At 51.0% G+C, this 22,312-nt stretch carries 25 protein-coding genes; 24 read left to right on the forward strand and 1 reads right to left on the reverse strand.

Going from position 1 to position 22,312, the window contains the following annotated elements; genetic code table 11:
• Positions 1–208: 208 nt before the first annotated feature.
• Positions 209–631, forward strand: coding sequence for a DUF4183 domain-containing protein (locus LQV63_RS13835; RefSeq protein ID WP_233697265.1), 423 nt, complete (start codon positions 209–211; stop codon positions 629–631).
• A 93-nt stretch (positions 632–724) separates the two neighbouring features.
• Here LQV63_RS13835 and LQV63_RS13840 read toward each other — a convergent pair whose 3' ends face one another.
• The gene (locus LQV63_RS13840; protein ID WP_233697160.1) at positions 725–1,486 is read right to left on the reverse strand and encodes a DeoR/GlpR family DNA-binding transcription regulator; all 762 of its coding nucleotides are present in this window, start codon (positions 1,484–1,486) and stop codon (positions 725–727) included.
• A gap of 333 nt (positions 1,487–1,819) precedes the next feature.
• On the opposite strand from LQV63_RS13840, the gene LQV63_RS13845 reads away from it, so the two are divergent.
• The 23 genes from LQV63_RS13845 to LQV63_RS13955 all read left to right on the forward strand — a co-directional run bounded on the left by LQV63_RS13845 (position 1,820) and on the right by LQV63_RS13955 (position 22,016).
• Positions 1,820–2,593 carry a class II aldolase/adducin family protein gene (locus tag LQV63_RS13845; RefSeq protein ID WP_267934045.1) on the forward strand — a complete coding sequence of 258 codons (774 nt, stop codon included), beginning with the start codon at positions 1,820–1,822 and terminating at the stop codon, positions 2,591–2,593.
• A gap of 6 nt (positions 2,594–2,599) precedes the next feature.
• The gene (locus LQV63_RS13850; protein ID WP_233697162.1) at positions 2,600–4,108 is read left to right on the forward strand and encodes an aldehyde dehydrogenase family protein; all 1,509 of its coding nucleotides are present in this window, start codon (positions 2,600–2,602) and stop codon (positions 4,106–4,108) included.
• 24 nt (positions 4,109–4,132) lie between these two features.
• Positions 4,133–4,459, forward strand: coding sequence for a BMC domain-containing protein (locus LQV63_RS13855; RefSeq protein WP_233697163.1), 327 nt, complete (start codon positions 4,133–4,135; stop codon positions 4,457–4,459).
• 32 nt (positions 4,460–4,491) lie between these two features.
• Complete coding sequence (locus LQV63_RS13860) at positions 4,492–4,782, forward strand: BMC domain-containing protein (RefSeq protein ID WP_233697164.1); 291 nt, start codon at positions 4,492–4,494, stop codon at positions 4,780–4,782.
• Positions 4,779–5,285, forward strand: coding sequence for a BMC domain-containing protein (locus LQV63_RS13865; protein WP_233697165.1), 507 nt, complete (start codon positions 4,779–4,781; stop codon positions 5,283–5,285). The genes LQV63_RS13860 and LQV63_RS13865 overlap by 4 nt, the downstream gene beginning before the upstream one ends.
• Position 5,286: 1 nt before the next feature.
• On the forward strand, positions 5,287–5,562 hold the full coding sequence (locus LQV63_RS13870) for a BMC domain-containing protein (protein ID WP_233697166.1): 276 nt from the start codon (positions 5,287–5,289) through the stop codon (positions 5,560–5,562).
• A gap of 37 nt (positions 5,563–5,599) precedes the next feature.
• Positions 5,600–5,875, forward strand: coding sequence for a BMC domain-containing protein (locus LQV63_RS13875; RefSeq protein ID WP_019424157.1), 276 nt, complete (start codon positions 5,600–5,602; stop codon positions 5,873–5,875).
• 51 nt (positions 5,876–5,926) lie between these two features.
• Positions 5,927–6,202 (forward strand): BMC domain-containing protein, encoded by a 276-nt coding sequence (locus LQV63_RS13880; RefSeq protein ID WP_019424156.1) that lies wholly within the window; start codon positions 5,927–5,929, stop codon positions 6,200–6,202.
• A 14-nt stretch (positions 6,203–6,216) separates the two neighbouring features.
• Complete coding sequence (gene pduL, locus LQV63_RS13885) at positions 6,217–6,882, forward strand: phosphate propanoyltransferase (protein WP_233697167.1); 666 nt, start codon at positions 6,217–6,219, stop codon at positions 6,880–6,882.
• Positions 6,883–6,899: 17 nt separating this feature from the next.
• Complete coding sequence (locus tag LQV63_RS13890; protein WP_036705509.1) at positions 6,900–7,172, forward strand: EutN/CcmL family microcompartment protein; 273 nt, start codon at positions 6,900–6,902, stop codon at positions 7,170–7,172.
• A gap of 19 nt (positions 7,173–7,191) precedes the next feature.
• Positions 7,192–7,530, forward strand: a complete 339-nt coding sequence (locus LQV63_RS13895) for a type 2 periplasmic-binding domain-containing protein (protein WP_233697168.1) — start codon at positions 7,192–7,194, stop codon at positions 7,528–7,530.
• A 1-nt stretch (position 7,531) separates the two neighbouring features.
• On the forward strand, positions 7,532–8,863 hold the full coding sequence (locus LQV63_RS13900; RefSeq protein WP_233697169.1) for a CoA-disulfide reductase: 1,332 nt from the start codon (positions 7,532–7,534) through the stop codon (positions 8,861–8,863).
• Positions 8,864–8,874: 11 nt separating this feature from the next.
• Positions 8,875–9,711: a CoA transferase subunit A gene (locus tag LQV63_RS13905; RefSeq protein WP_233697170.1), complete on the forward strand. Its 837-nt coding sequence runs from the start codon at positions 8,875–8,877 to the stop codon at positions 9,709–9,711.
• Positions 9,708–10,436, forward strand: coding sequence for a CoA-transferase subunit beta (locus tag LQV63_RS13910; RefSeq protein WP_233697171.1), 729 nt, complete (start codon positions 9,708–9,710; stop codon positions 10,434–10,436). The genes LQV63_RS13905 and LQV63_RS13910 overlap by 4 nt, the downstream gene beginning before the upstream one ends.
• A 389-nt stretch (positions 10,437–10,825) precedes the next feature.
• Positions 10,826–11,155 (forward strand): hypothetical protein, encoded by a 330-nt coding sequence (locus LQV63_RS13915; protein ID WP_233697172.1) that lies wholly within the window; start codon positions 10,826–10,828, stop codon positions 11,153–11,155.
• Positions 11,156–11,184: 29 nt separating this feature from the next.
• Positions 11,185–15,186, forward strand: coding sequence for a type VII secretion protein EssC (essC, locus tag LQV63_RS13920; RefSeq protein ID WP_233697173.1), 4,002 nt, complete (start codon positions 11,185–11,187; stop codon positions 15,184–15,186).
• 6 nt (positions 15,187–15,192) lie between these two features.
• Complete coding sequence (locus tag LQV63_RS13925) at positions 15,193–16,032, forward strand: hypothetical protein (RefSeq protein WP_157259750.1); 840 nt, start codon at positions 15,193–15,195, stop codon at positions 16,030–16,032.
• A gap of 5 nt (positions 16,033–16,037) precedes the next feature.
• Positions 16,038–17,204: a WXG100 family type VII secretion target gene (locus tag LQV63_RS13930; RefSeq protein ID WP_233697174.1), complete on the forward strand. Its 1,167-nt coding sequence runs from the start codon at positions 16,038–16,040 to the stop codon at positions 17,202–17,204.
• 153 nt (positions 17,205–17,357) lie between these two features.
• Entirely contained in the window at positions 17,358–17,681 is a 324-nt protein-coding gene (locus LQV63_RS13935; protein WP_233697175.1) for a DUF4176 domain-containing protein, read from the forward strand.
• Between the two features lie 98 nt (positions 17,682–17,779).
• Positions 17,780–18,055, forward strand: coding sequence for a WXG100 family type VII secretion target (locus LQV63_RS13940; protein WP_233697176.1), 276 nt, complete (start codon positions 17,780–17,782; stop codon positions 18,053–18,055).
• Positions 18,056–18,292: 237 nt separating this feature from the next.
• Positions 18,293–20,314, forward strand: a complete 2,022-nt coding sequence (locus LQV63_RS13945; protein ID WP_233697177.1) for a serine/threonine-protein kinase — start codon at positions 18,293–18,295, stop codon at positions 20,312–20,314.
• A gap of 37 nt (positions 20,315–20,351) precedes the next feature.
• Positions 20,352–21,104 (forward strand): vWA domain-containing protein, encoded by a 753-nt coding sequence (locus tag LQV63_RS13950; RefSeq protein WP_233697178.1) that lies wholly within the window; start codon positions 20,352–20,354, stop codon positions 21,102–21,104.
• A gap of 111 nt (positions 21,105–21,215) precedes the next feature.
• Positions 21,216–22,016: a hypothetical protein gene (locus tag LQV63_RS13955; RefSeq protein ID WP_233697179.1), complete on the forward strand. Its 801-nt coding sequence runs from the start codon at positions 21,216–21,218 to the stop codon at positions 22,014–22,016.
• Positions 22,017–22,312 lie beyond the last annotated feature (296 nt).

A 22,312-nucleotide genomic window follows, 5' to 3' on the forward strand; every position in this document is an offset into this window, starting at 1 on the left:
CGCTTAATTGATTTTTATTTTTTGTACTGTCTACTTGACGGGGTGCAGTTCAACTCTAGGGCAGCCTTTTTATTTATAAACCTGCATACAGGCGGGAACAGAACAGCTGAACGTGCATATCATGAAGTGCTATGAGAAATTGAATTGGTCAATAAACAATTTAGTGACTGGTAGGAGGTGAATCTTAAAGGTGAATGAGGTAAGCAATGTGATTCGGATAACGGCGAAACCGTGGGATCGTCATCTAAAGTTCAGCTATGTTGAAACGTCTTCCACACTGCCATGCAATACAATTTTCCCTCCGCAGGATTGCTCCGTCCTCTTTCCCGTCCCTCCACCTCCACCTCCACCCCCACCTACAACAGGGGTTCTTAAGGTCGAAACCTTCCAATACATTACGGTTTCAGATGGCGTTAAGAATACTTACACGAATCAGGATGAGCTAACTCAATTCGGGAGCACAGGGATACTGAATCCAGCCACTGTATCTTACATGAATCTATTTATAAACGGAATGTTACAACCGCTTATTGTGTATAAAGTATCCGAAGGAGTCCTCACAGTAGATGTAGTTCCAGAAAAAGGTGTTCCCATAACTCTTCAATTTATTAAAATTTTCTCCTATAGCTAAAATGCTCTGTAAATGGGCATCCCAATCATTAATAAAAAAGGCTGCTCGCCCGTGAATTGCGGCGATGCAGCCTTTGTCGTGTTGCTCAGGCAATCAGATGCACTCATGCAGGGCAATGTTGTGCGTATTCAAAAATTCATGCCATGCTTCTCCCAGCTTCTTGTCGGTAACGATCGTATGAATATTATCGAGGTCGCAGATGCTGGCAAAGGAAGTGCGGTCGAACTTCGTAATATCCGCCACGAGATGGACTTTGTTGGCGCGCTCGACGGCCAGCCGGCGCACCTCCGCCTGCTGCTCGTTCGAATCGGTAATGCCATGCTGCATGCTGACGGATCGGCAGGAGATAAAGGCCAAATCGAAAAAATAACTGTTCATGTTCAATTCGGCGTTGCGTCCGAGAGCGGACATGGAACTGGAGGAGATGCCGCCGCCGATGATGACCAAATGGACATTCTTGTTGTCGATTAGGGCGTTGACAATCTTAATCGAATTGGTGACGACGGTTATCCGCTTATCCTCCAATTGCTGCGCAATATACAACGACGTGGTGGAAGCATCCAAGAAGATAGAGTCGCCGTTGCCGATGAATTCAGCGCATTTTGCGGCAATGCGCTTCTTGCCGTCGACATGGATGTGCTCCCGCAAATTCACGTTCACATCATTTTGCACCCCGTCTGGAATATAGGCTCCGCCATAAGTGCGTGTCAGGATGCCTTCGTCCTCTAACTGCTTCAGGTCGCGGCGGATCGTTTCCTCCGTCACGCTGAACAAAGAAGTAAGCGCGGCAACGGTCACGCTTTTCTCTTCCATAATAATCTCTTTAATTTTGGCTTTTCTCGCTACTGGTAACATTGCACAAATTCGCTCCTAAAACACATACATTTTATTGGTTTTAATAAGTATATCACACTTCACTACCAAAAATAGATGTGGTTTTTGTGGTTTGGGTGTTGTTTATACACTAATAGTATAACATTCAAACTTAAAAATAACAAAAAAGAGATAGTTCTTAAAAGGTTATTCAAAAAAACAAACAAGAAACAATAAAAGTCAAAATAAATCATTGACAAACAACGTAAGAAGTAGGAAAATAAATGACATAAAGACACACATATAAGGCATCACACAGGAGGTGACATCGTGCTTAAAAAGATAACGTACTATTCTGATTTTGAAGCGAAAAAGATGATATGCGAAATGGGCAGAAGAATGTACCTCAAAAATTTCGTGGCCGCTAACGACGGGAACATTACCGTAAAAACAGGCCCCAACACGATATGGGCCACGCCGACTGGGGTGAGCAAAGGGTTCATGACGCCGGACATGCTCGTCAAGATGGATTTGAACGGCAAGGTGCTAGCCGGCAACCGCAAGCCTTCCTCCGAGATCAAGATGCATCTGCGGGTATACGCAGAAAATCCTGACGTTCAGGCTGTTACTCACGCACACCCGCCAGTGGCGACATCGTTTGCGATTGCGGGCATCGATTTGGATCAGGCCGTTTCGCCAGAGGCAGTTGTTATTCTGGGGAAAGTTCCGGTCGCTCCATATGCGACACCGGGAACGCAGGAAGTGCCGGACTCGATTGCTCCGTACTGCAAGGACTACAACGCGGTGTTGTTGGCGAATCACGGCGCGCTGACTTGGGGCAAAGATATTGTGGAAGCTTATTACCGCCTCGAGTCGTTGGAGCATTATGCGCTCATGCTGATGTATTCCGGAAAAATCATTGAACAAGCGAATGAATTGAATTGCAACCAAGTATCCGATTTAATCGAAATTCGCAAGAAGATGGGAATTCATAGCGGGGGAACGCCAAGCTGCAAGCCGGTTCGAACCGATGTGCGCAGCCGGGAGGAAGCACAAATTCCGAGCGAAGCGGATAAAGCGGACCTCGTCAATCAAATTGTTGCTAAAGTGACGGAACAAGTGTTGCAGAAGCTGCAATTGAAGGGGTGAACGAGATTGAGCATCAAGTTGACGGAAACGGACATCCAGAACATTATTCAGGGCGTGTTGAAAAATATCGAGCACAATCTGTCCGGCGCGCAAGCTGCAGATGACGCGGCAACCGGACAGGCAAAGCCTGAATCAGCACCTGTGGCCGCTGAGCCTGTGCGGAGCAACGGCGATTACGGAGTGTTCGATGAGGTGGAAGCGGCGATAGCTGCTGCTTATCAGGCTCAGAGAGCATACGCTCACCATTTCAGTATGCAGGATCGGGAGCGCTTTATTGCCGCCATTCGCAAAGCGACGCTCGAACATAAGGAAACATTGGCAAGCATGGTATTGAAAGAAACGAAGCTCGGACGTTATGAGGATAAAATCGCCAAGTTAGAGTTAACCGCTCTCAAAACGCCTGGCACAGAGGATTTGGAAACGAAAGCGTTTTCTGGAGATAATGGGCTTACGTTGGTGAAGGATGGGCCGTTTGGCGTAATCGGGGCCGTAACTCCAGTGACGAACTCAGTAGAGACGGTTATCAATAACGCCATCGGGATGCTTGCTGCGGGCAATGCAGTCGTATACAATGTCCACCCATCCTCCAAAGCTTGTTGCGCTTACGCGGTAAAAATGATAAACCGGGCGGTTCAGGAAGCAGGCGGACCGGAGCATCTGGTGACGATGGTGAAGGAGCCGACTAAAGAAACACTGGATGCGATCACACAATCGCCGAAGGTTCAACTGCTCGTCGGCACGGGAGGTCCCGGGTTGGTAAGGGCGTTGCTTCGTTCCGGCAAGAAAGCGATTGGAGCAGGCGCAGGCAATCCTCCTGTTATTGTTGATGAAACCGCTAACATAGAACTGGCGGCGAAAGAGATTATTGCAGGGGCGTCCTTCGAGAACAACATTTTATGCATTGCGGAGAAGGAAGTGTTCGTCGTTGACAAAGTGGCTGACGATCTCCTGTTCCACATGTTGAATCACGGGGCATACCGATTGGACGATCGCGAGCTCGAACAGGTGATGAGCTTCGCATTGGAAGCGAACGTGAACGAGACGGCAGGCGGCTGCTCACTGGATACGAAGCGTGAATACCACACCGTGAAAGAGTGGATCGGTAAGGATGCGGCTTTATTTTTAGAGAAAATCGGCGTTACACCTGAAAAAGAAGTGAAGCTCCTTATTTGCGAAGTCGACTTCGACCATCCGTTCGTGCAATTGGAGCAGATGATGCCGGTATTGCCAATCGTACGGGTGAGTGACCTGGATGAAGCGATTCGCTTGGCTGTAGAGGCGGAGCATGACAATCGGCATACCGCGCTGATGCATTCCACCAATGTAGCTAACTTCGCTGCATTTGAGCGCGCGATCGGCACGACGATCTTTGTGAAGAACGCTTCGTCTCTGGCTGGTGTCGGCGCTGGCGGAGAGGGCTGTACGACGATGACAATCGCAGGTCCGACGGGCGAAGGTCTGACATCAGCTCGTACCTTCACGAGAAAGAAGCGGTGCGTTCTTGCGGAACGTTGAATCCGGCAAGAGAGGTAGATGACGATGACAGACGGCAAAGCATTGGGATTTTTAGAAGTTCAGGGGTACAGCGTAGCCTTGGCCGTTATGGACAAAGCTTGCAAGGCGGCCGATGTGCACATTCACGGTATTGATGCGAACAACCCGCCCGATGACATGCCGGCTTCCATTCCGGTCATGATTCAAGTGAAGTTCAGCGGAACCGTCAGTCACGTGCAGACGGCGCTCGCTGTAGCGCGGGAAGAGGCGTTGTCATATTTGCGCGATGACCAAGTGATCACGAAATGCATTACGTCGGGCAGCGCGGGAATTGCCTCTTTAATGACGCAAGGCAAAGTATCCGTGAAATAGAGTGTGTGAAGAAGCACTATTGGGGGTGCGGCATGAAAGAATCCCTTGGCATGATTGAAACGATCGGCATGACACCGGCCATACGCGCTGCGGATATGATGGTGAAATGCGCTTATGTAACCGTATTAGGCTTTGAAAAATCAGGATCGGGCATAGTGACGGTGCTCATTCAAGGAAAGCTGGATTCCGTTCAAGCCGCACTCGACATCGGAGCGCTTGAAGCCCAGAATACGGGGGAGCTTGCAGCCGTCCATATCATCAACAATCCTGACGATGGAATCGGGCAGCTGTTGCCGCGTGATGGAACGGAGGGAACACTATGATGTCTTACGATGCGATAGGCGTGATCGAAGCCCGTTATTTTGCGACCGCACTGGAAATGACCGATGCGATGAGCAAAGCGGCCCAGGTAGAATGGTTGGCAAGTGAGAACTATTTGGGCGGGAAGCTGGTAACGGTCGTAGTAGGCGGCGATATTGCCAATGTGAAGGCGGCGGTGGAAGCGGCCGAGGCGGTATGCGCCGGCAAAGCGCACAATCCGCTTGCTAACGCAGCCGTCATATTGAAGCCTCACGCTGAAATTATGAAGTTTATCATGCCTTCTTCAGGGCAGGAGCTGGATAAGATGGCAGATGAAGAGATGGTGCAGCCGACGGAACAGAAGACGGCGGTGGAGCGGCAGCAAGCGCAGCCGGACGTTGCTGGCAACGAGAATATTACGGCTTCGTCCAGCAAGACGGATGAGATGGATGCGAAAACAAAAACGAAACTAAAAGCTTCCCGGCCGGCTGCGTCGGAGAAGAAGAACATGAAGGAGGAAAAATGAAATGAACCAATCATTAGCTATTGTAGAAACAAGAGGATTAACGGCGGCGATTGAAGCGGCAGATGCGATGCTGAAAGCGGCGAATGTGGAAATTGTGGGCACCGAGAAAATCGGTTCCGGACTCGTATCCGTTATGGTGCAAGGAGATGTAGGTGCGGTTAAGGCAGCGGCTGAAGTCGGAGCAGAAGCGGCGCAGCGCGTAGGTGAATTGGTAGCAGTTCATGTTATTCCACGCCCGCATAGCGATGTGGCCAAGCTTATCTCTGCAGTGAAATAAGAAAATGGAAACTCAACTTCCGAAGGAGGTTTTTCAGATGAACGAATCATTGGGAATCATTGAGACAAGAGGGTTAACGGCGGCGATTGAAGCGGCGGATGCGATGCTGAAGGCGGCCAATGTGGAAATCGTCGGTACGGAGAAAATCGGTTCTGGACTCGTTACGATTATTGTCCGGGGAGATGTCGGAGCAGTCAAAGCCGCTACGGAAGTCGGCGCGGAAGCCGTACAGCGTCTAGGGGAGCTGGTGGCGGCGCACGTCATTCCGAGACCGCATAGCGATGTGGCCAAAATACTGCCCTGCTTGAAATAATCAGGAACGAACCGTTCATCCTTACCAATCTCGTAGAGGAGGAAGCCGCACATGAATGAATCACTGGGCATGATCGAAACAAGAGGATTGACGGCGGCCATTGAGGCGGCGGACGCGATGCTAAAGGCGGCCAACGTGGAAATCGTCGGTACAGAGAAAATTGGCTCCGGACTGGTAACCATCATGGTTAAAGGGGAAGTCGGCGCCGTCAAAGCGGCGATAGAGGTCGGAGCAGAAGCGGTACAAAGAGTTGGGGAGCTGGTGGCCGTTCACGTCATCCCAAGGCCGCACGAAGATATTGCTAAGATTCTGCCATCAATGAAATGACAGCGGTGATGAACATGACGGAACAGGTTAATAAGGAATTAACGGACTACATTACTCAATTAATAATGGAAGAGTTGCAACGGTACGACTTGGCTCCCGCCTGGGAGCCTCTGAATCTCGTACCGGTCGGCGTCTCTGCGAGACATGTGCACGTGTCGGCAGAGCATATGGAACTGCTGTTTGGCAAAGACAAGCCGTTAACCAAATTCAAAGATATATCCCAGCCGGGGCAATTTGCAGCGAACGAGAAAGTTACGCTCATCGGTCCAAAAGGAATGATCGAGAATGTGCGCATCTTGGGCCCGTTCCGTAAAAACACGCAAATTGAAATTGCGGCAAGTGAAGCGCGCAAGTTGGGCGTTCATCCGCCGGTAAGGGAATCGGGCCGGATTGAAGGCTCTCCCGGCCTGCAGCTTGCCGGTCCGAACGGCACTGTCACACTGGAGCAAGGATGCATTGTAGCCGAACGCCATATTCATATGACGCCTGATGATGCCAGAGCATACGGCGTTCAGCATGGACAGAAGGTTCAAGTGAAGGTAACCGGTGAAAAGGGTGGGATTATGGACTGTGTATCGATTAAAGTGCGCGCTGATTATGCATTGGAAATGCACATCGATACAGATGATTCCAACGCTTTTGGCATCAAGCAGGGGGATACACTCGAAATCCTACGGTGAAAGTGAGGCTCATGGCGATGAAGATAGGCAAAGTGGTGGGGAACATGGTATCCACTCGCAAATATGATGGGCTTCAAGGATACAAGCTTCTTATCATTGAACTGTGTTATACCGAGCAAAAAACGTATATTGTCGCTGCCGATACGATCGGAGCGGGCACGGACCAACTGGTGCTCGTGTCTGAGGGCGCCAATATACAGCAAGCGCTCGCGAAGCCTGCGCCGATTGACGCGCTTGTCGTCGGCATTATTGACAACGAGCCTGTATTTTCCGCCACACGGCACTTGTGATCAAGAACGGAGGGGAAAGATGAGCGAATCTTTGAAAGTGTTGAAGCAGGACGAAGCCAATGCGCTGCTGCGGTATCTTTCCTCCAAGGAAGCGGATCGGATTATCGGCGCCTATGCGGGATCGCCTGTGCGGCTATCCACGTACGATAGTGATGGAGACAAGCATTCGTGGTACGATGCTCATCTCAGTATGCTGCAGCAATATGCGCAGCCTCTGCCCTCGCTGGTGCGGGCAGGCGAAGTGATGGGCGTGCTGTATCAGGAGATATTTGAAGCGTTTCAAGGGCTGCGGAGCGCAGAAGCGGCTCTGAAGCGGGCCGAGGCAAGAATTATTGCCTTGCAGGAAGGAGGAAGCTGATATGAAAATCATCATTATCGGCGGTGTTGCGGCAGGCATGTCGGCCGCATCCAAAATTAAACGCACCGATCCGGATGCGGAAGTCATTGTGTATGAAAAAGGCCGCTTTTTGTCTTACGGCGCTTGTGGCCTGCCTTACTACGTGTCGGGCGCCAACGATGATTACCGGAAAATGATTGCGCGTACACGCGAACAATTCGAGCAAGCAGGAATTCACACCCGCCTGCGGCACGAGGTGATCAAGCTCGTTCCCGAGTCCAAGCGGATTATGGTCAAGGATTTAGAAAAGAACAAAGTGTTTTTGGACCATTACGACAAATTGATGATTGCAACCGGAACTGTCCCTGTCGTGCCACCGCTGCCAGGCAAGGAACTGCCAGGCGTGCATGTGCTGAAGACACTGGAAGACGGCATTGCGTTGAAGGAAAAGATAACTTCGCCGGACATTCAGGATGTGGTTATCGTTGGCGGCGGTTATATTGGCATCGAAGTGGCCGAGGCGATGGTCGAGCTCGGTAAACGGGTTCGGGTCGTCGAGCTTGGCGATCGCATTCTCAAGACGTTTGATCAAGAACTTACCGATATCGCTTCTCAGGAATTACTGGCGAAAGGCGTTAGCTTGAATACTGGGGAAAAAGTAGAAGAAATTACCGGGACGGATCGAGTCTCAGGCATATGCACGGATAAGGGGACGTATCCTGCGGACTTGGTCATTCTATCCGTCGGCGTCAAGCCGGCGACCGGATTTGTCAAAGGTACGGATATACGTGTGGCCCGCAACGGCGCTGTCATCATCGATCGCGAGATGAGAACGAGCGTGGAAGACATTTATGCAGCGGGGGATTGCGCCGAAGTATACAGCCGCGTCATGGAAGAGAACACATATATTCCGCTCGGCACGACGGCGAACAAATGCGGACGTATTACCGGAGTGAACCTGCTCGGCAAGCACGAGAAGTTCATTGGCACGCTCGGCAGCGCCGCAATTAAAGTGCTTGGTCTAGAGCTCGGCCGCACCGGCATGGCGGAAGAGGATGCGAAGCGGCTTGCGATTGACTATGGCACAGTATGGGTAAGTGCTGCCGACCATCCCAAATATTACCCTGACCCGACGCCGATCCACTTGAAGCTCATCTATGAGAAGAAAACGGGCGTTTTGCTCGGAGCACAAGGCATCGGTGAGAAAGGGGTCGTGCTCCGCATCGATATTTTGGCCGTAGCTATCCATAACCGTATGACTGCAGCTGAGATGGGAATGGTTGACTTGTGTTATGCGCCGCCGTTCGCTGGAGTATGGGATGCTGTTCATATTGCGTGTAATGCTATCAAATAGGTGGTGACAGAATGAATCGAAAATTAATGAGTCTTCAAGAAGCTTCCGCCCTAGTGCGCGACGGCGCCACCGTAGCTCTCGGCGGCAATGTGCTCCACCGTGCGCCGATGGCGATGGTCCGCGAGCTGGTCAGACAAAAAAAACGCCGCTTGCGTCTCGTGAAGACAGCGGGTGCGCATGACATCGATTTGCTGTGTGCAGCAGGCTGCGTTCAGTCGGTCGATGCGGGATTTGTCAGCTATGAAACCGAATTCGGTCTGGCCATGCATTACCGTAAAGCTGTGGAAAGAGGCGAAGTGCAAGGCCATGAGCATGCTTGCTATACGGTCATCTGCGCGCTGCGGGCCGCAGCCTCAGGCGCGCCTTTTATGCCTGTGGCGGGATTGAAAACGGGAGATTTAATCGAGGCTAACGATTACTTTCAAGTCATCGCGAATCCGTTCGGCGATGAGCCGGTTACGGTAGTACGCGCCATCGTTCCAGATGTGGCAGTGCTGCATGTACAGGAATGCGACGAGGATGGCAATGCCATCGTTGCCGGCCCGAAGTTCGAGGATGTACTGATGAGTCGTGCAGCCAAGAAAGTCATTTTGACGACCGAGAAAATTGTTCCGAAGAGCAAAATGAGAATGCGTCCCGACAATGTGGACATTCCCCATTTTCTGGTGCAAGCGGTCGTTCCGGTTCCGCGGGGTGCCGCACCGTGCTCCTGCGAGAAGAGCTATGAAGCAGACTTCAAAATGCTGGAACAGTTTGTGAAAATGAAGACGGCAGACGAAATTGAACAGTATGTGCAAGCTTACGAAAGTAAGGATCGAAGCGGGACAAGGGCAGGTGGTAATTGGTGAACACGGCGAATCAAGCAAGAGTGAGTGACATTATGATATGTGCGATTGCCCGTATGCTCCAAGACGGAGAGACGGTGTTTCACGGCGTCTCTTCGCAAATGCCGATGGTAGCAATGATGCTGGCCCGGCATTTGCATGCGCCGAATCTGGTCCATCTTAACATTCCGGGAGGTGTCAATCCTTCCTCGATTAAGAAAGCATCGTATTCTTCTGCGGGCGCGGATTTGCTTGCCAGCGCAGAAGCTTACTTTCCTCTTGAGCAGGTGTTCGACCTGTCGATGCGCGGAGGGCTGGATGTTGCCTTTCTGGGCGGCGTGCAGTTCGATGCGCGGGGCAATGTGAATGCCTCCGTCATTGGAGACTACCATAAGCCGAAGGTCAGATTGCCCGGCGGAGCCGGAAGCGCCGTGCTCATACCGACCGCGAAGAAAGCGATTATTTGGCGGACGAAGCACGACCGGCGCACTTTTGTGGAAAAGGTTGATTTTGTGACGACACGGGGCAATGTGTGGAGGATTGTAACCCCTCTGTGCGTATTCGCGATGAAGGACGGAGCATTGATGCTGGAAAGTATTCATCCGACCTCCTCATTGGAGGAGGTTGTGCAGAACACCGGCTTCGAAGTGAAGTACGACGACATTCGCTTCACCCCAATGCCGACTGCGCGGGAATTAAGCGTGCTGAAACAGATTGATCCGTTCGATTACCGCTCAAGTGAATTTTAAAAAGGTTGTTCAAAAAGCCCCCTTTTAGTGACCTTTGAATTACGAACTTTAAATGAAAAGCAAGCATGCCGATGTAAAAGCTGTGTTTCGGCCAACCACACCTCTGGGTTCCCTGAAGCGGGAAATCTGGGGGTGTGGTGTTTTGCTGTTTGTAAGAAAATTGTGACTTCCGGCACAAACAAGCCTCAAGACATATTGAAAAGGACCAATTCCAATATATACAATATAGGAGTACAGCTCGTTTCACTTCTGTTACAATCGTAAGAAGACGAGAAGCCGTCTCGTATTGATATAAGCAATCAAACAGTGCTAAAGTATTTCATAGAAAATAGTACACTCGCTCTACGATCATCATCATAAGTCAGACATGGAAAGGATGGGAAGGGTCGATGATGCTGACGGTCACCGCCGGAAGGCAGGGGCAAGAGTGGTTTGACATCGAGGTGCCGGATGAAAGCACGGGACTTCAATTGAAAGCAATCCTCGGATTGAAGCTATATGGGGAAGCCCCTAAGAATCATGTACAATACATATTGGAAGCGAAGCAACCGGAAGGGTTATGGTTCGTCGTCCAAGAACAACAGCGTCTTATGGAAGCGGGACTTCGGGAAGGCGCATTTGTCCGCGTACAGCGTGCTTTCTCTACCACGGCAGAATCTGTGCCCGCGTATGGGCGGAGGTTGCTGTTTCAAGATGAGAAGGGGCAGGTAAGCGAATAATTAGTGATTGAGACGAGGAGTTGTTCTTAGTGAACGTGATGTATCAGAGGTCACCTAGAATTAAACCTACGTTACCTAAAGAGAAACTCGAAATATTAAGACCGCCTGCTGAGCCGTCACGCCCGACGTTTGCGATGATCACGATTATTATCCCTATTGTCATGACGCTCGTCAGCATCGGATTTTACATATATATGTCGATGTCCGGCAAGTTGGGCAACAGCAATTATTTGATGTTTCAGATGATTACTATCATCATGATGTTAACTTCGTATACTCTCCCATTCTTTATGTACTTAAGCAATAAGAAGGGATATGAACGCAGAAAGTTCGAACGGAACCAGATGTACCGCGCACAGTTGGATAAGCACCGTTCCGAATTGACAGAGAAGCAGCACGAGCAGTTGAAGGCGATGCATGGAATCCATGGAGACCCGGATGTATGCTATCAAATCGTGAAGAACCGCAATAGCAGTCTGTGGGAACGCGGGCCTCTGGATGATGATTTCATGCATGTTCGCATCGGCACTGGAGATGTACCCTTTCATATTGAAATTGAAGTGCCGCGGATTGACGGCTACGAACGGGATCCGCTTATTGAAGCTGCGCATGAGGTGGAATCTGAGTTCAATACGGTGGCCGATGCGCCGATCGCCTTGCCGTTATATCAGTCTAAGGTAGTCGGTGTTGTCGGTGATAGAGAATCTGTCCTGAATGCGATTCGCGTCATCGTAGCGCAGTTGACGACCCGGCATTCGCCGGACGAAGTGAAGCTGGCCGCATTTTATGACGAACGGGAAGCAGAAGAATGGAACGGGATGCGCTGGTTGCCGCATACGTGGGACGATGACCGAACGCAGCGTTATATGGCTGACCGCCGCAGTACGGCGCACCAGCTTGCTGATCAACTATTCAGTCTGCTCAATCGGCGCAAGAGCTTCCAGACATCCGGACAGAAGAAGATGGAAATTCCCTGTTATGTTGTGCTGCTCTCAGACTCTCAATTGATTGAAGAAGAGCCGTTATTTCCGCTGCTATTGGAAGAAGCGGGACGTGTCGACTGCTGCACGATCGTGCTGTCAGATTGCAAGGAGCGCTTGCCTATGCAGTGTCAGCTCATCGTAGAGGTAGGGCCGAACAGAGGCGCCTCCACCCATAAGACAGAAGAAGAAGGGATTCTACATCAAGTCTATGCGATAGATCGTATGACTCGCGACAGGGCTGATGCGTTTGCACGGCTAATGGCGCCTATCCGGTTAAAGCGATCGTCCGCATCGGACATACCGACTGTGCTGACGCTGTTCGATATGCTCGGCATTAAGGAAATCGAACAATTGGATGCAGCAGGCCGTTGGCGTCTCAACCGGTATCCCGATACTTTACCGGTTCCGGTCGGCGTTCGGGCCGGCGGGAAGAAGATTATGCTCAATTTGCATGATAAAATAGAGCGCAAAGGACATGGACCGCACGGATTGATCGCCGGAACGACCGGGTCGGGGAAGAGCGAGGTGCTCCAATCGCTTGTGGCATCGCTATCTGCCGAGTTCCATCCACATGAGCTGGCGTTCATGCTGATTGACTATAAAGGTGGCGGTATGTCGAATACGTTCGTTGATCTCCCGCATGTCGTGGGGACGATAACGAATCTGGAAGGCAGCTTGATCGAGCGTGCCAAAGTATCGCTGCGGGCCGAGCTGATTCGGAGGCAGCGCATCTTGAACGATGCAGGCAATCTGCAGCATATTGACGAGTATTACAAGACGGCCGACCGGACGGAGAAGCCGCTGCCCCATCTCGTGATCATTATTGACGAGTTCGCACAATTGAAAAAAGACCAGCCTGAATTCATGGATGAATTGATAAGCATCGCGACGATTGGGCGGACGTTGGGCGTTCATTTGATTTTGGCGACACAGAAGCCGGGCGGTGTCGTTGACGAGAAAATCTGGAGCAACACCCGCTTCCGCATCTGTCTGCGCGTACAGAGCGAAGGCGACAGCCGAGACATGCTGAAAATACCGAATGCCGCTTGGATTACCCATCCCGGCAGAGGTTATTTCCAAGTCGGCAGCGATGAGGTATTTGAAGAGATGCAGTTTGCCTGGAGCGGGGCTCCTTACTTGGTCAAGAGAGAAGATGAGCAGTCGCTTCGCATTCATGCGAACGAAGTGCGTCTCAACGGGAAGCAAGAGCCGCTCCTTCCAGGAGACACGATGGCGACTGCCTTCATGGATAAGGAGCCGCCGAAGCAGCTGCAAGTATTTATCGAGCATGTGGCGGAAGCGGCGAAGCGAGCTGGCATTCCACGCCTGCAGGGACCATGGCTGCCGCCGCTGCCGGAGCATCTCGAACTGGCAGATGTGCTTGCCATGCAGAAGGATACTCCGTCCAGCTGGATGCCAGAGTCCGAACTGCGTCCAGCCGTCGGTGTGGTAGACGATTTGATGAATCAGAGGCAAGAAGCGTTAACCATAAATTTAGACCAAGGACATATAGCGGTATACGGTATGCCAGGCACCGGGAAGACTACGTTCGTGCAGACGTTGTTGATGTCGCTCGCAACACAGTTGTCTCCGGATGAGTGGCATGGTTATGTGGTAGATATGGGCAGAATAATGAAGGACTTTGCCCATCTGCCCCATGTTGGCTCGGTGATGTTGATGGAAGAGGACGACCGGATCAACCGACTGTTCCGTTATCTTGTTAATCAAGTGAAAGAACGGAAGGAAATGATATCGGAGTCGGGCGTCAAGACGATTGCTTCCTACCGGAAAGTGACGCGAGAATCGGTTCCGAACATCGTAGTCGTTATCGACGGGTATTTGACCTTCCGCACGACATACCCGGAAGAAAATGATATATTGGAATACTTGCTGCGAGAAGGCGGCAGTCTGGCGATTACGTTCGTCATTACAGCCAACCGGGTTACCGACATTTTCGAGAAGGTGCGCAGCAATATTCCGAACGCCGTGTCCTTCGAGCTGGCCGATCCGAGCGATTATTATTTTGCTGTTGGCCGGCCGATGAAGGCGCCATCGCAGCTGCCTCCCGGCAGAGGGCTGGTCAAGGGTGCGCTTCCGCCGCTAGAGTTCCAGACGGCGCTGCCTTCTGGCGGATTGGATGAGACGGAGCGCATCGTGGAGCTTCGCAACCAGATGAAAGCATTGAAAGCGATGTGGCATGGCAAAGAGGCACCGCCGATTCGCCCGCTTCCTGAATTCGTGAAGCTGTCTGAGCTGGTACATCCTGCTGATAGACCAAGCGATAAGGAAGAAGATGAACCATTCAACGTGCCTGTAGGTATACGTTCTGATGATTTGGAGCCTTTCTGCATTGACCTGAAGGAAGGACCACACTTTGTAGTAGCCAGTCCGATGGAAAGCGGCAAGACATCCTTTCTCGCGAGCTGGATGCTCTCGCTGGCCTACCATGCTTCACCGGAACAGGTGCACATTTATGCAGTGGATACGCGATACGGAAGCGAAGGGCTTCGTGCGCTGCAAGATTTGCCGCATATGAGAGGCTGTGCGACTCGAGAAGAAGAGATCCCGTTGCTGATCCAGACGGTGCACGAGCAAGTGCAGACTCGAACTCAAGACGGTCAAGAGCCTGCGCTGCTGTTCGTCATGGATGATGCCGATTATTTATGTAAACAAATTACGGATTTTGCAGTCAAGAATCAACTGTCTGACATCGTACGGCAGGGTCGTGATAAAAATGTGCATGTCATCTTGGCCGGCGTGCCATCCGATTTCCCAACCTTCGGTGTCGATTGGTTCAATGATGTGAAGGCGACGCAATCCGGATTTTTATTTGGTACGATAGATGCGAATGACTTGTCTTTCCTGCGTATTCCGATATCGGAATCACAATCGGCAGGTACGGGAGGAACGAAGATGCTGCCTCCGGGTCAAGGATACTTTATGCGACGCAAATTTACAAAGATAAAAGCCGCTTTTCCATATGACGAGTTGTGGACTCCAGTAACATGGTCAGAACGAATTCGCGAGCGATGGAATGTACGGGTCTGATGGGGGGTGCATGGATTGATAACAACAGACGAAGCTCATAGAGAAGGAATTACGCTAGATTCCAAAGAGTTGTATTTTTTAACGGGAATTATCGGTTCAGACCGATTGCTCGGAATCGAAGATCCCTTCCGCGGGTACTTATCAGAAGAGATAGCTGATGAATGGGATAAAGCCAAGGCGACATTGCTTCAAAAAGGGTATTTGATCGAAGAGCAGGATGGCGTGGAATATGCGATGCCGCCGCATGTATTCTCAAGTATTGCGGTGACCGGGCTTGCGGAACGATCCTGCTGGGTGAAATTCGCGAATGAAAGCGAGACATTTGAGGGTTACTTTCATTTTACCGACGATTTGGTCATTGAACGTGTTCATCTGCAGGAACATCCAGCTACGTATACCCTGTACGAGATCAAGTCGGTGGAAGAGGCATGCCGCAACTTGATGGAACGGATGCGGTGGGTTGAACAGCCTGAAAGTCATATTACTTCGGTGATGCTTTCCAAACGACATTTTCATAAATTGTATGAGCAAGCACCGAATTTAACGGTCGAACAGATGACAAGCCAGCTCATGACCTTTGACGGAGAAGAAGAGGGCGCGCGAGCGCTGGCTCATTCTTTGAAGCAGCGATCCTCGGAGGGCGAATTTTTGTTTTTGGTATGGAATAAGAAAAACTGGGAGGTTCAGGGCGTAGCATTTATTGCAGGCGGATCTTCGAATTGGCTTATCCGGAAAAGCTCCAAGGGAGATGAGGACTGGCTGACAGCTACCCCTACGACGAAAGAACAATTCCAGAACATGTTCTTGGAGTGGGACAGGCAGCTATCGAAAGATGAAGGAAGGTGACAACCGTGCGCATTATTGTTCAACCGGATGCTCTTCGCGCTTTAAGCCGTCAGTTACAGATTGCAGCGGAGCAGCTAAATCAAATTCAATCCACTTTGAGTCAAGCATTACAATCATTGGCGTGGGAGACTTCCGTTAGAGAGGCCATCATGCAACAATGGCAGCAAGCCGCTCGGTTATCGTCTCAGATCCATGCGATGCTGTTTGAACTGAGCAGACAAGTGCAGATAAAAGCAGATCAATTCCAGACTGCGGATCAGCAGACCAATTCGATATTAGGCAGCGCCTATGGAATTGGATCGGCGACCGCTTTATATGCAGGTATGGGATTGGCCGGAACATCCCTTATCCTGCCCGGTGCCGGTGCAGGCATCGGTGCCATCTCCAATCCGAATTCTGCCGTTCGAGCTATGGGCGGCAGCGGAGGAGCGGACATCGGCTTGAACTGGAAGCCTACGACATCAGAGCTGTACGGTTACGGAAAAGACGGATATCGGATGTTGAATATGTACCAGAGCAACTTCAATGTGAATCTGCGCGGCAATGGTTATGCGACCATTACCGGTGCGCGTTCCAAGTTCGCTCTATCCGAAGGCATTCTAGGAACACGATACGCAGCTAGCAATGCTGCTAACAATACGAGTGCATGGAAATTCGTCGATCCGAAGATTGCGGTGCAAGAGGCGTTCTCGTTGAAGGGCATGGCCGCCAAGTTGGGATATGCTGGCCTTGCCTATGATACCGGAACGGCTGTCGTTACTGATTATGAGACAGGCGGAACAAGCCGTGCCGTAGCGAGCGCCGTCGTCAATGGCTCCGTAGGAGTCGGAACAATGGCGGCCAGTGCGGCAGTAGGCGCTTGGGTCGGATCTGTCGTGCCAGGGGCCGGGACGATCATCGGCGCCGGCGTCGGCTTAGCTACTGGGGCAGTCATCTCGCTTGTATCCGAGGTGACGATTAACGGGAAATCGTTGAAGACACATGCTATCGATGCCGTGGATACCGTTATCGATTCGGTGACTGATAAAGTGTCCGAAGGAGCGAAAGCAGTCTCTGGCACCGTCCAGGATAGTGTGAAGGCGGTGAAGAGCGGTACGACGAAGACGGTAAAGAAAATCACCGACAAAGTATCTGAAACATTCGGCGGTTTAGGTAAGCTGCTTCCAGGGTGAGCACTCTATTATACAGCGGTCGATTATTTTCAGGCTAACCCGATGGGTCTGAAGACTCACTTTTATTCTAATTATACACTATTTTTATTAGTTTGCACGATGACGCGACCTTGGTGACGAGGTGCAACAGAACGCGGAAAGGGAAGGTGCGATATGGAGAAACATACAGAACAACATGAACAGTTACATAGTGAGAAGACATTGCTTCCTTTAGGCTCTATCGTCTTGCTCCGTGAGGGCAGCAAGAAGCTTATGATATACGGTCGCAAGCAGTTGCAAATCAACACGAATCGTTTGTTCGACTATTTAGGCGTGGTGTATCCGGAAGGCTATATTGATGAAAATTTTTCATTTCTCTTCAATCATGAAGATATTGACGTAGTCGCTCACGTTGGATTTTCCAACTATGAAGAAGAAGAATTTCAAAACATTTTACAAGATGTTTCATTGCCGGCAGAGAAGGTGAAACAGAATTAGGACCGTAGCCTCTTACGAAATAGGAATAGCAATCATGTAAAATAGTTCCTAGTAAATATTTCATATTAGGGCATATGGAAATAGAGGAGGAATAAATTATGGCAGGTCGCATTTTAGTTACGCCGGAACAGATTGACCAGGTAGCGAATCAATTCAGACAAAGCGGAGACCAAAGTCAACAAATTGTATCTACTTTGACGCAATCGATCCAAGGTATGGAAGGACAATGGGAAGGGATGACGAAGCAGCGTTTCTTCCAAGAATTCCAAGAAGCGAGCAAGCAAATGCAATCGTTCGTTCAAACGTTGAACACCATCAGCGAAGAACTGAAAGCCATTGCTCAGAAATTCCGTACGGTGGATGAGCAGCGCTAATTATAGATTCATGGCGATGTACAGACGAGCTGAATAGACAAGAGCAACCGGGCGTTGAACGACTCCCGGTTTTCTTACCGCTAAGGAATGTTTAAATTCTGTGTTAACCGATCAAGCGAAACCAATATTCCTTATGGCGATAAAACGTACCTTTAAACGCGTTCGCTCATCGTCGAAAGGCCTTGATAGAGGTTTTCTCACAGTAGAGCTCGTTTTGTAGACGGGAGGATGGAAGGGATGGCATTTCAGCCGAATCCAGGAGACACATACATCATTAACGAAACCGAATATCGAGTCGGCGAGCATCCAGCCGCCCCTGGTCTGGCTTATGCGCAGGCGGGGAGGCAAGGGATGGTGTATCAGCTCTTTCTGAAGCACGGCGATGTGCTTGATGCCAAAGCGCTGAAGGTGTTTTTTCCGAAGTATCGGATTCCTGCAATGGTGTATCAGTCCGAACAGTTGGAGGCCTACAGCGGGCTACAAGGGCTTAAGGTATGTAAACGCAACGTATTGACCCCCGAAAAAAACGGAGGAATCATTCAAGCGCATACGGATTTGCTTTACGCGGTGCTGATGCCTTGGGTACACGGTCCCACTTGGCTGGATATCGTCGCGGATCAGCGCGTGCTTACCCGCAAAGACAGCCTGCATCTTGCCAGATCCCTCGCTCAGATTTGTTCGGGTATGGAGCAAAAGGGGCTGGCGCATTGCGATTTGTCGGCACCGAACTTACTGCTTCCGTTTTTTTCGGAAGTTAAACGGTCGTCAGAAACTTCTCCAATCGAATTGGTTGATGTGGAACAGCTATACAGTCCGAAAATGGACCGCCCGGACGTCCTGCTTGCGGGTTCTCCGGGATATGCTGCGCATCGCACGATACATAGCGGATTGTGGAGCGCTTATGCGGATCGGTTCGCTGGCGCGGTTATCCTTGCGGAGATGCTCGGCTGGTCGGACTCGAAATTGGTGCAGCGCGCGTGGGGCGAAAGTTACTTTGATCAACATGAAATGCAAACGGTATGTGAACGGTATGGCGTAATGAAGCGGTCGCTGGACGAACGGTGGGGTTCCAAAGTGACTGAACTGTTTGTTCGTGCTTGGGAAAGTCACGACTTGAGCAGTTGTCCAACTTTCGGAGAATGGCTTATCGTCTTGTCCGGGGTGGCGGATGAAGAACCGATTGCGGTCAAGCCTGCAAGTGCAGGTGCCTTGGAGGCGAGCTCATCCATTCCCACAGCTGCTGATTCAGAATCCTCGGTGAACACTGGGAAGCCAGCGAAGGCTTCTGTGCAAGCGGAGCAAGTATCCGGGCAGCAATCGCCAACTCAGGAGAGCGGTGTGTCAGCTGCGGCGGTGACAGTGTCTGACCCGAATGTGGTCAACCGCTTGTTTAATCAAGCGCGGGAATTGGAGCAGAAGGAGCAACTGCAAGGCGCGCTAGAGGTATATCGTTCTGCTCACCATTTCGTACCGCATGGAAGTCCGCTTGAAGTCGAGCTTGCGGCGGCGATCGGCGGATTGGAGCAGAAGCTTGCCGCTGATGCTGCTCCGGCACACACCAAGAAGCCAAAACTCCGCAAGCGCACTGCCATTCTGCTTACATCTGCCCTCGCCGTGCTGCTGCTAGGGGCAAGCCCGTTCATGGTTAGCATGCTGCAGGCCGATTCGCAGGCTGCAGCGGAGCAGGCAGAAGCCGAGCGGCTTCAAGCGAAGCAGCGCGAAGAGGAAGCTGCCAGACAGAAGGCAGAGGCGGAACGCAAGCAAGCGGAAGAAGAGCGGTTAATGCAGGAAGAAGAGAAGAAGCAAGAAGAGATCAAGCGCAAAGAAGCGGAGCAGCAGCGTCTTGCGGCAGAGAAACAGAAGCAAGAGGAGCAGAAAAAGAAGGAAGCCGAGCACAAGCAGCTGCAGCAAAAGTACGATGCACAAGCGAAGTACGAGAAGTATGTGCAGTGGAAAAAAGAGAAGGATGAGCGGCTGCGCCGTCAACAGGAGTTGGAGCGCCAGCGGAAGCAGAAGGAAGCGGCCGAGCTGAAGAAGATTCGCAGCCGGGATGTCGTTTTGCTTATCGCATCATACAACATGACCTATAATGCGATTGCACAGGATAATCTGAAAAATGCGAAAACAAACGCGCTCGAATTCGCCAAACGGTATGAAAAAGATCCAAGTTATTTCAAGAAAGTCGGGAAAATGGGCGAACGGGCAGATCATATTTATAAATTTTTAAGTAATACCAAGCATGCATTGCCGGATATTTAACGGTTGACGATATGAGTAGCAGAGGTGAAACGGACGGATGAACTACACGATTCAAGCATCACAGAGAACGCCTGCTCTTATCATTTATTTAATCGACATCAGCGCCTCCATGAATATGTTGATGGAGAACAAGCGCCGGATTGATATCGTGTACGATGCACTCTCCTTGGCCATTCGTCAGATGGTATTCCGTTCAACGAAAGGGAACCGGCTGACACCGCGTTACCGCATCGCTATACTGGCTTATAGCGATGATGTGTACGACCTGCTGAACGGAATTAAAGGCATTGACGAGATTGCAAGTCTCGGTTCATTGCCGGACTTGACCCCGGTCCGATTCTCGGATTCGGCCAAGGCGTTCCAGCAAGCCGAGAAAATACTTGAAGCGGAGCTGCCGTATATGCAGGATTGCCCTGCACCGCTCGTCTGCCATATGACGGATGGCGTAGCAACCGGAGACGATCCCGAGCCGATAGCGAAGCGTATTATGCAGATGAGCATTCCTGACGGCAATGTGCTGGTGGAAAATATATTTATTTCAGACCATACGCTTGAGGGCCCGATAGCTGAACCCCGTCGCTGGAAAGGCATATTGGCAGATACAGCACTCAAGGATGAGCATGCAATCAAATTGCGGAGCATGTCATCCGTCCTGCCGGAAAGCTATCGCGAGATGCTCGTGGAAGCAGATTATCATTTAGCGTCAGGGGCGTATATGATGCTCCCAGGGAACTGTCCGGAGCTGGTATCCATCGGGTTCCAGATGTCTGCCGCTACCCCGGTTCGATAAGGATGACGTCGCCGCGCTTCATGAGTGAATCATATATGTGCGTATTCAAAAAGGTGACTTTTTGAGCAACCTCATATACGAACGAACATCAGGGGAAGGCAGGGGACATATGTGAAGCAGACGGAATACCGCTACGTTTGCTCCCAACAGGCGGAGCAGCCGGTGACGACAATCGAGAGGACGTTCCGCTGCCGGCATGCTTATGCACGTGCAGAAGAGACGGCGCGGCTGCAGGAAAACGGCCAGGACTTCATCGCCCTGCAGATGCAGGGCGACACGCTTAGCTTTGTTCTGTGTGACGGTGTCAGCATGAGTTATCAAGGGGACTTCGCTGCGCGCTTTCTGGGCGAACGTCTGCTGGATTGGCTTGTCAGTCAAGCCGTATTGAAAGAACCGCTGTTTCATGAATATGTATCGGCGCTTACGGGACCAGCAACGACAGAGGTTGAACAACTGGCTGTTCCGGCAGGGGCCCCGCGGCTCCTGCGCGAGGTGTTGGAGGATAAGAAGCGACGGGGGAGTGAAGCGATGTTCGTATGCGGCCGCATCGATGGCATCAACCGGAGCAGGCGGTTCCGCAAAGGACGGCTGTGGTTGGCCTGGCAGGGAGACTGTCGTCTGCGATTGTGGCACAACGAGTCGGAATATCGCCAACCGTTCGCAGATAAATGCCGAACCAGCGAAAGATGGTCGTCTTTATATGGTCCTGTCGGCGACCGCCCCCATGTGTTACAGATGGATTGCCAGCAGTCGGGCTCACATCGTTACAGGCTCTTATTGTATACGGACGGACTGCATGAGCTGGATGCCTACAGCGAACGGGTGTCAGACAAGGAACTGCAGCGCATGTTGGATCAGCCGCAAGAAGGTGTGCTGGCCGACGATGCTTCCTTGATAGAGATACAATGGTAGGATTCTATACAGGGGCTGTCCCAAAAGTCTCCTCCTTAACTAACGCGCCAAAATAGACGGGTCCAAGGTTATCATCCTCGGCCCGTCTATTTGTATTTGTTGTTAGCAGTCCTGCTGCTTGAGACGCGATACTCTCTCCGTTCGGCGCTTCCGATCACTCTCCCCTTCGATCAGTAACAACGATTCCCGTATGTTCAGGCGCTAGGCGGTGTGAGCTAACGATGATGTTGCTGCATCGTCTGAGAAGCAATCTGGAGACATATACATCAAAGTTAACCTCACCCTACAGAGGGATG

This window comes from Paenibacillus profundus (assembly GCF_021369635.1).
GTDB classification, from domain to species: domain Bacteria; phylum Bacillota; class Bacilli; order Paenibacillales; family Paenibacillaceae; genus Paenibacillus_B; species Paenibacillus_B profundus.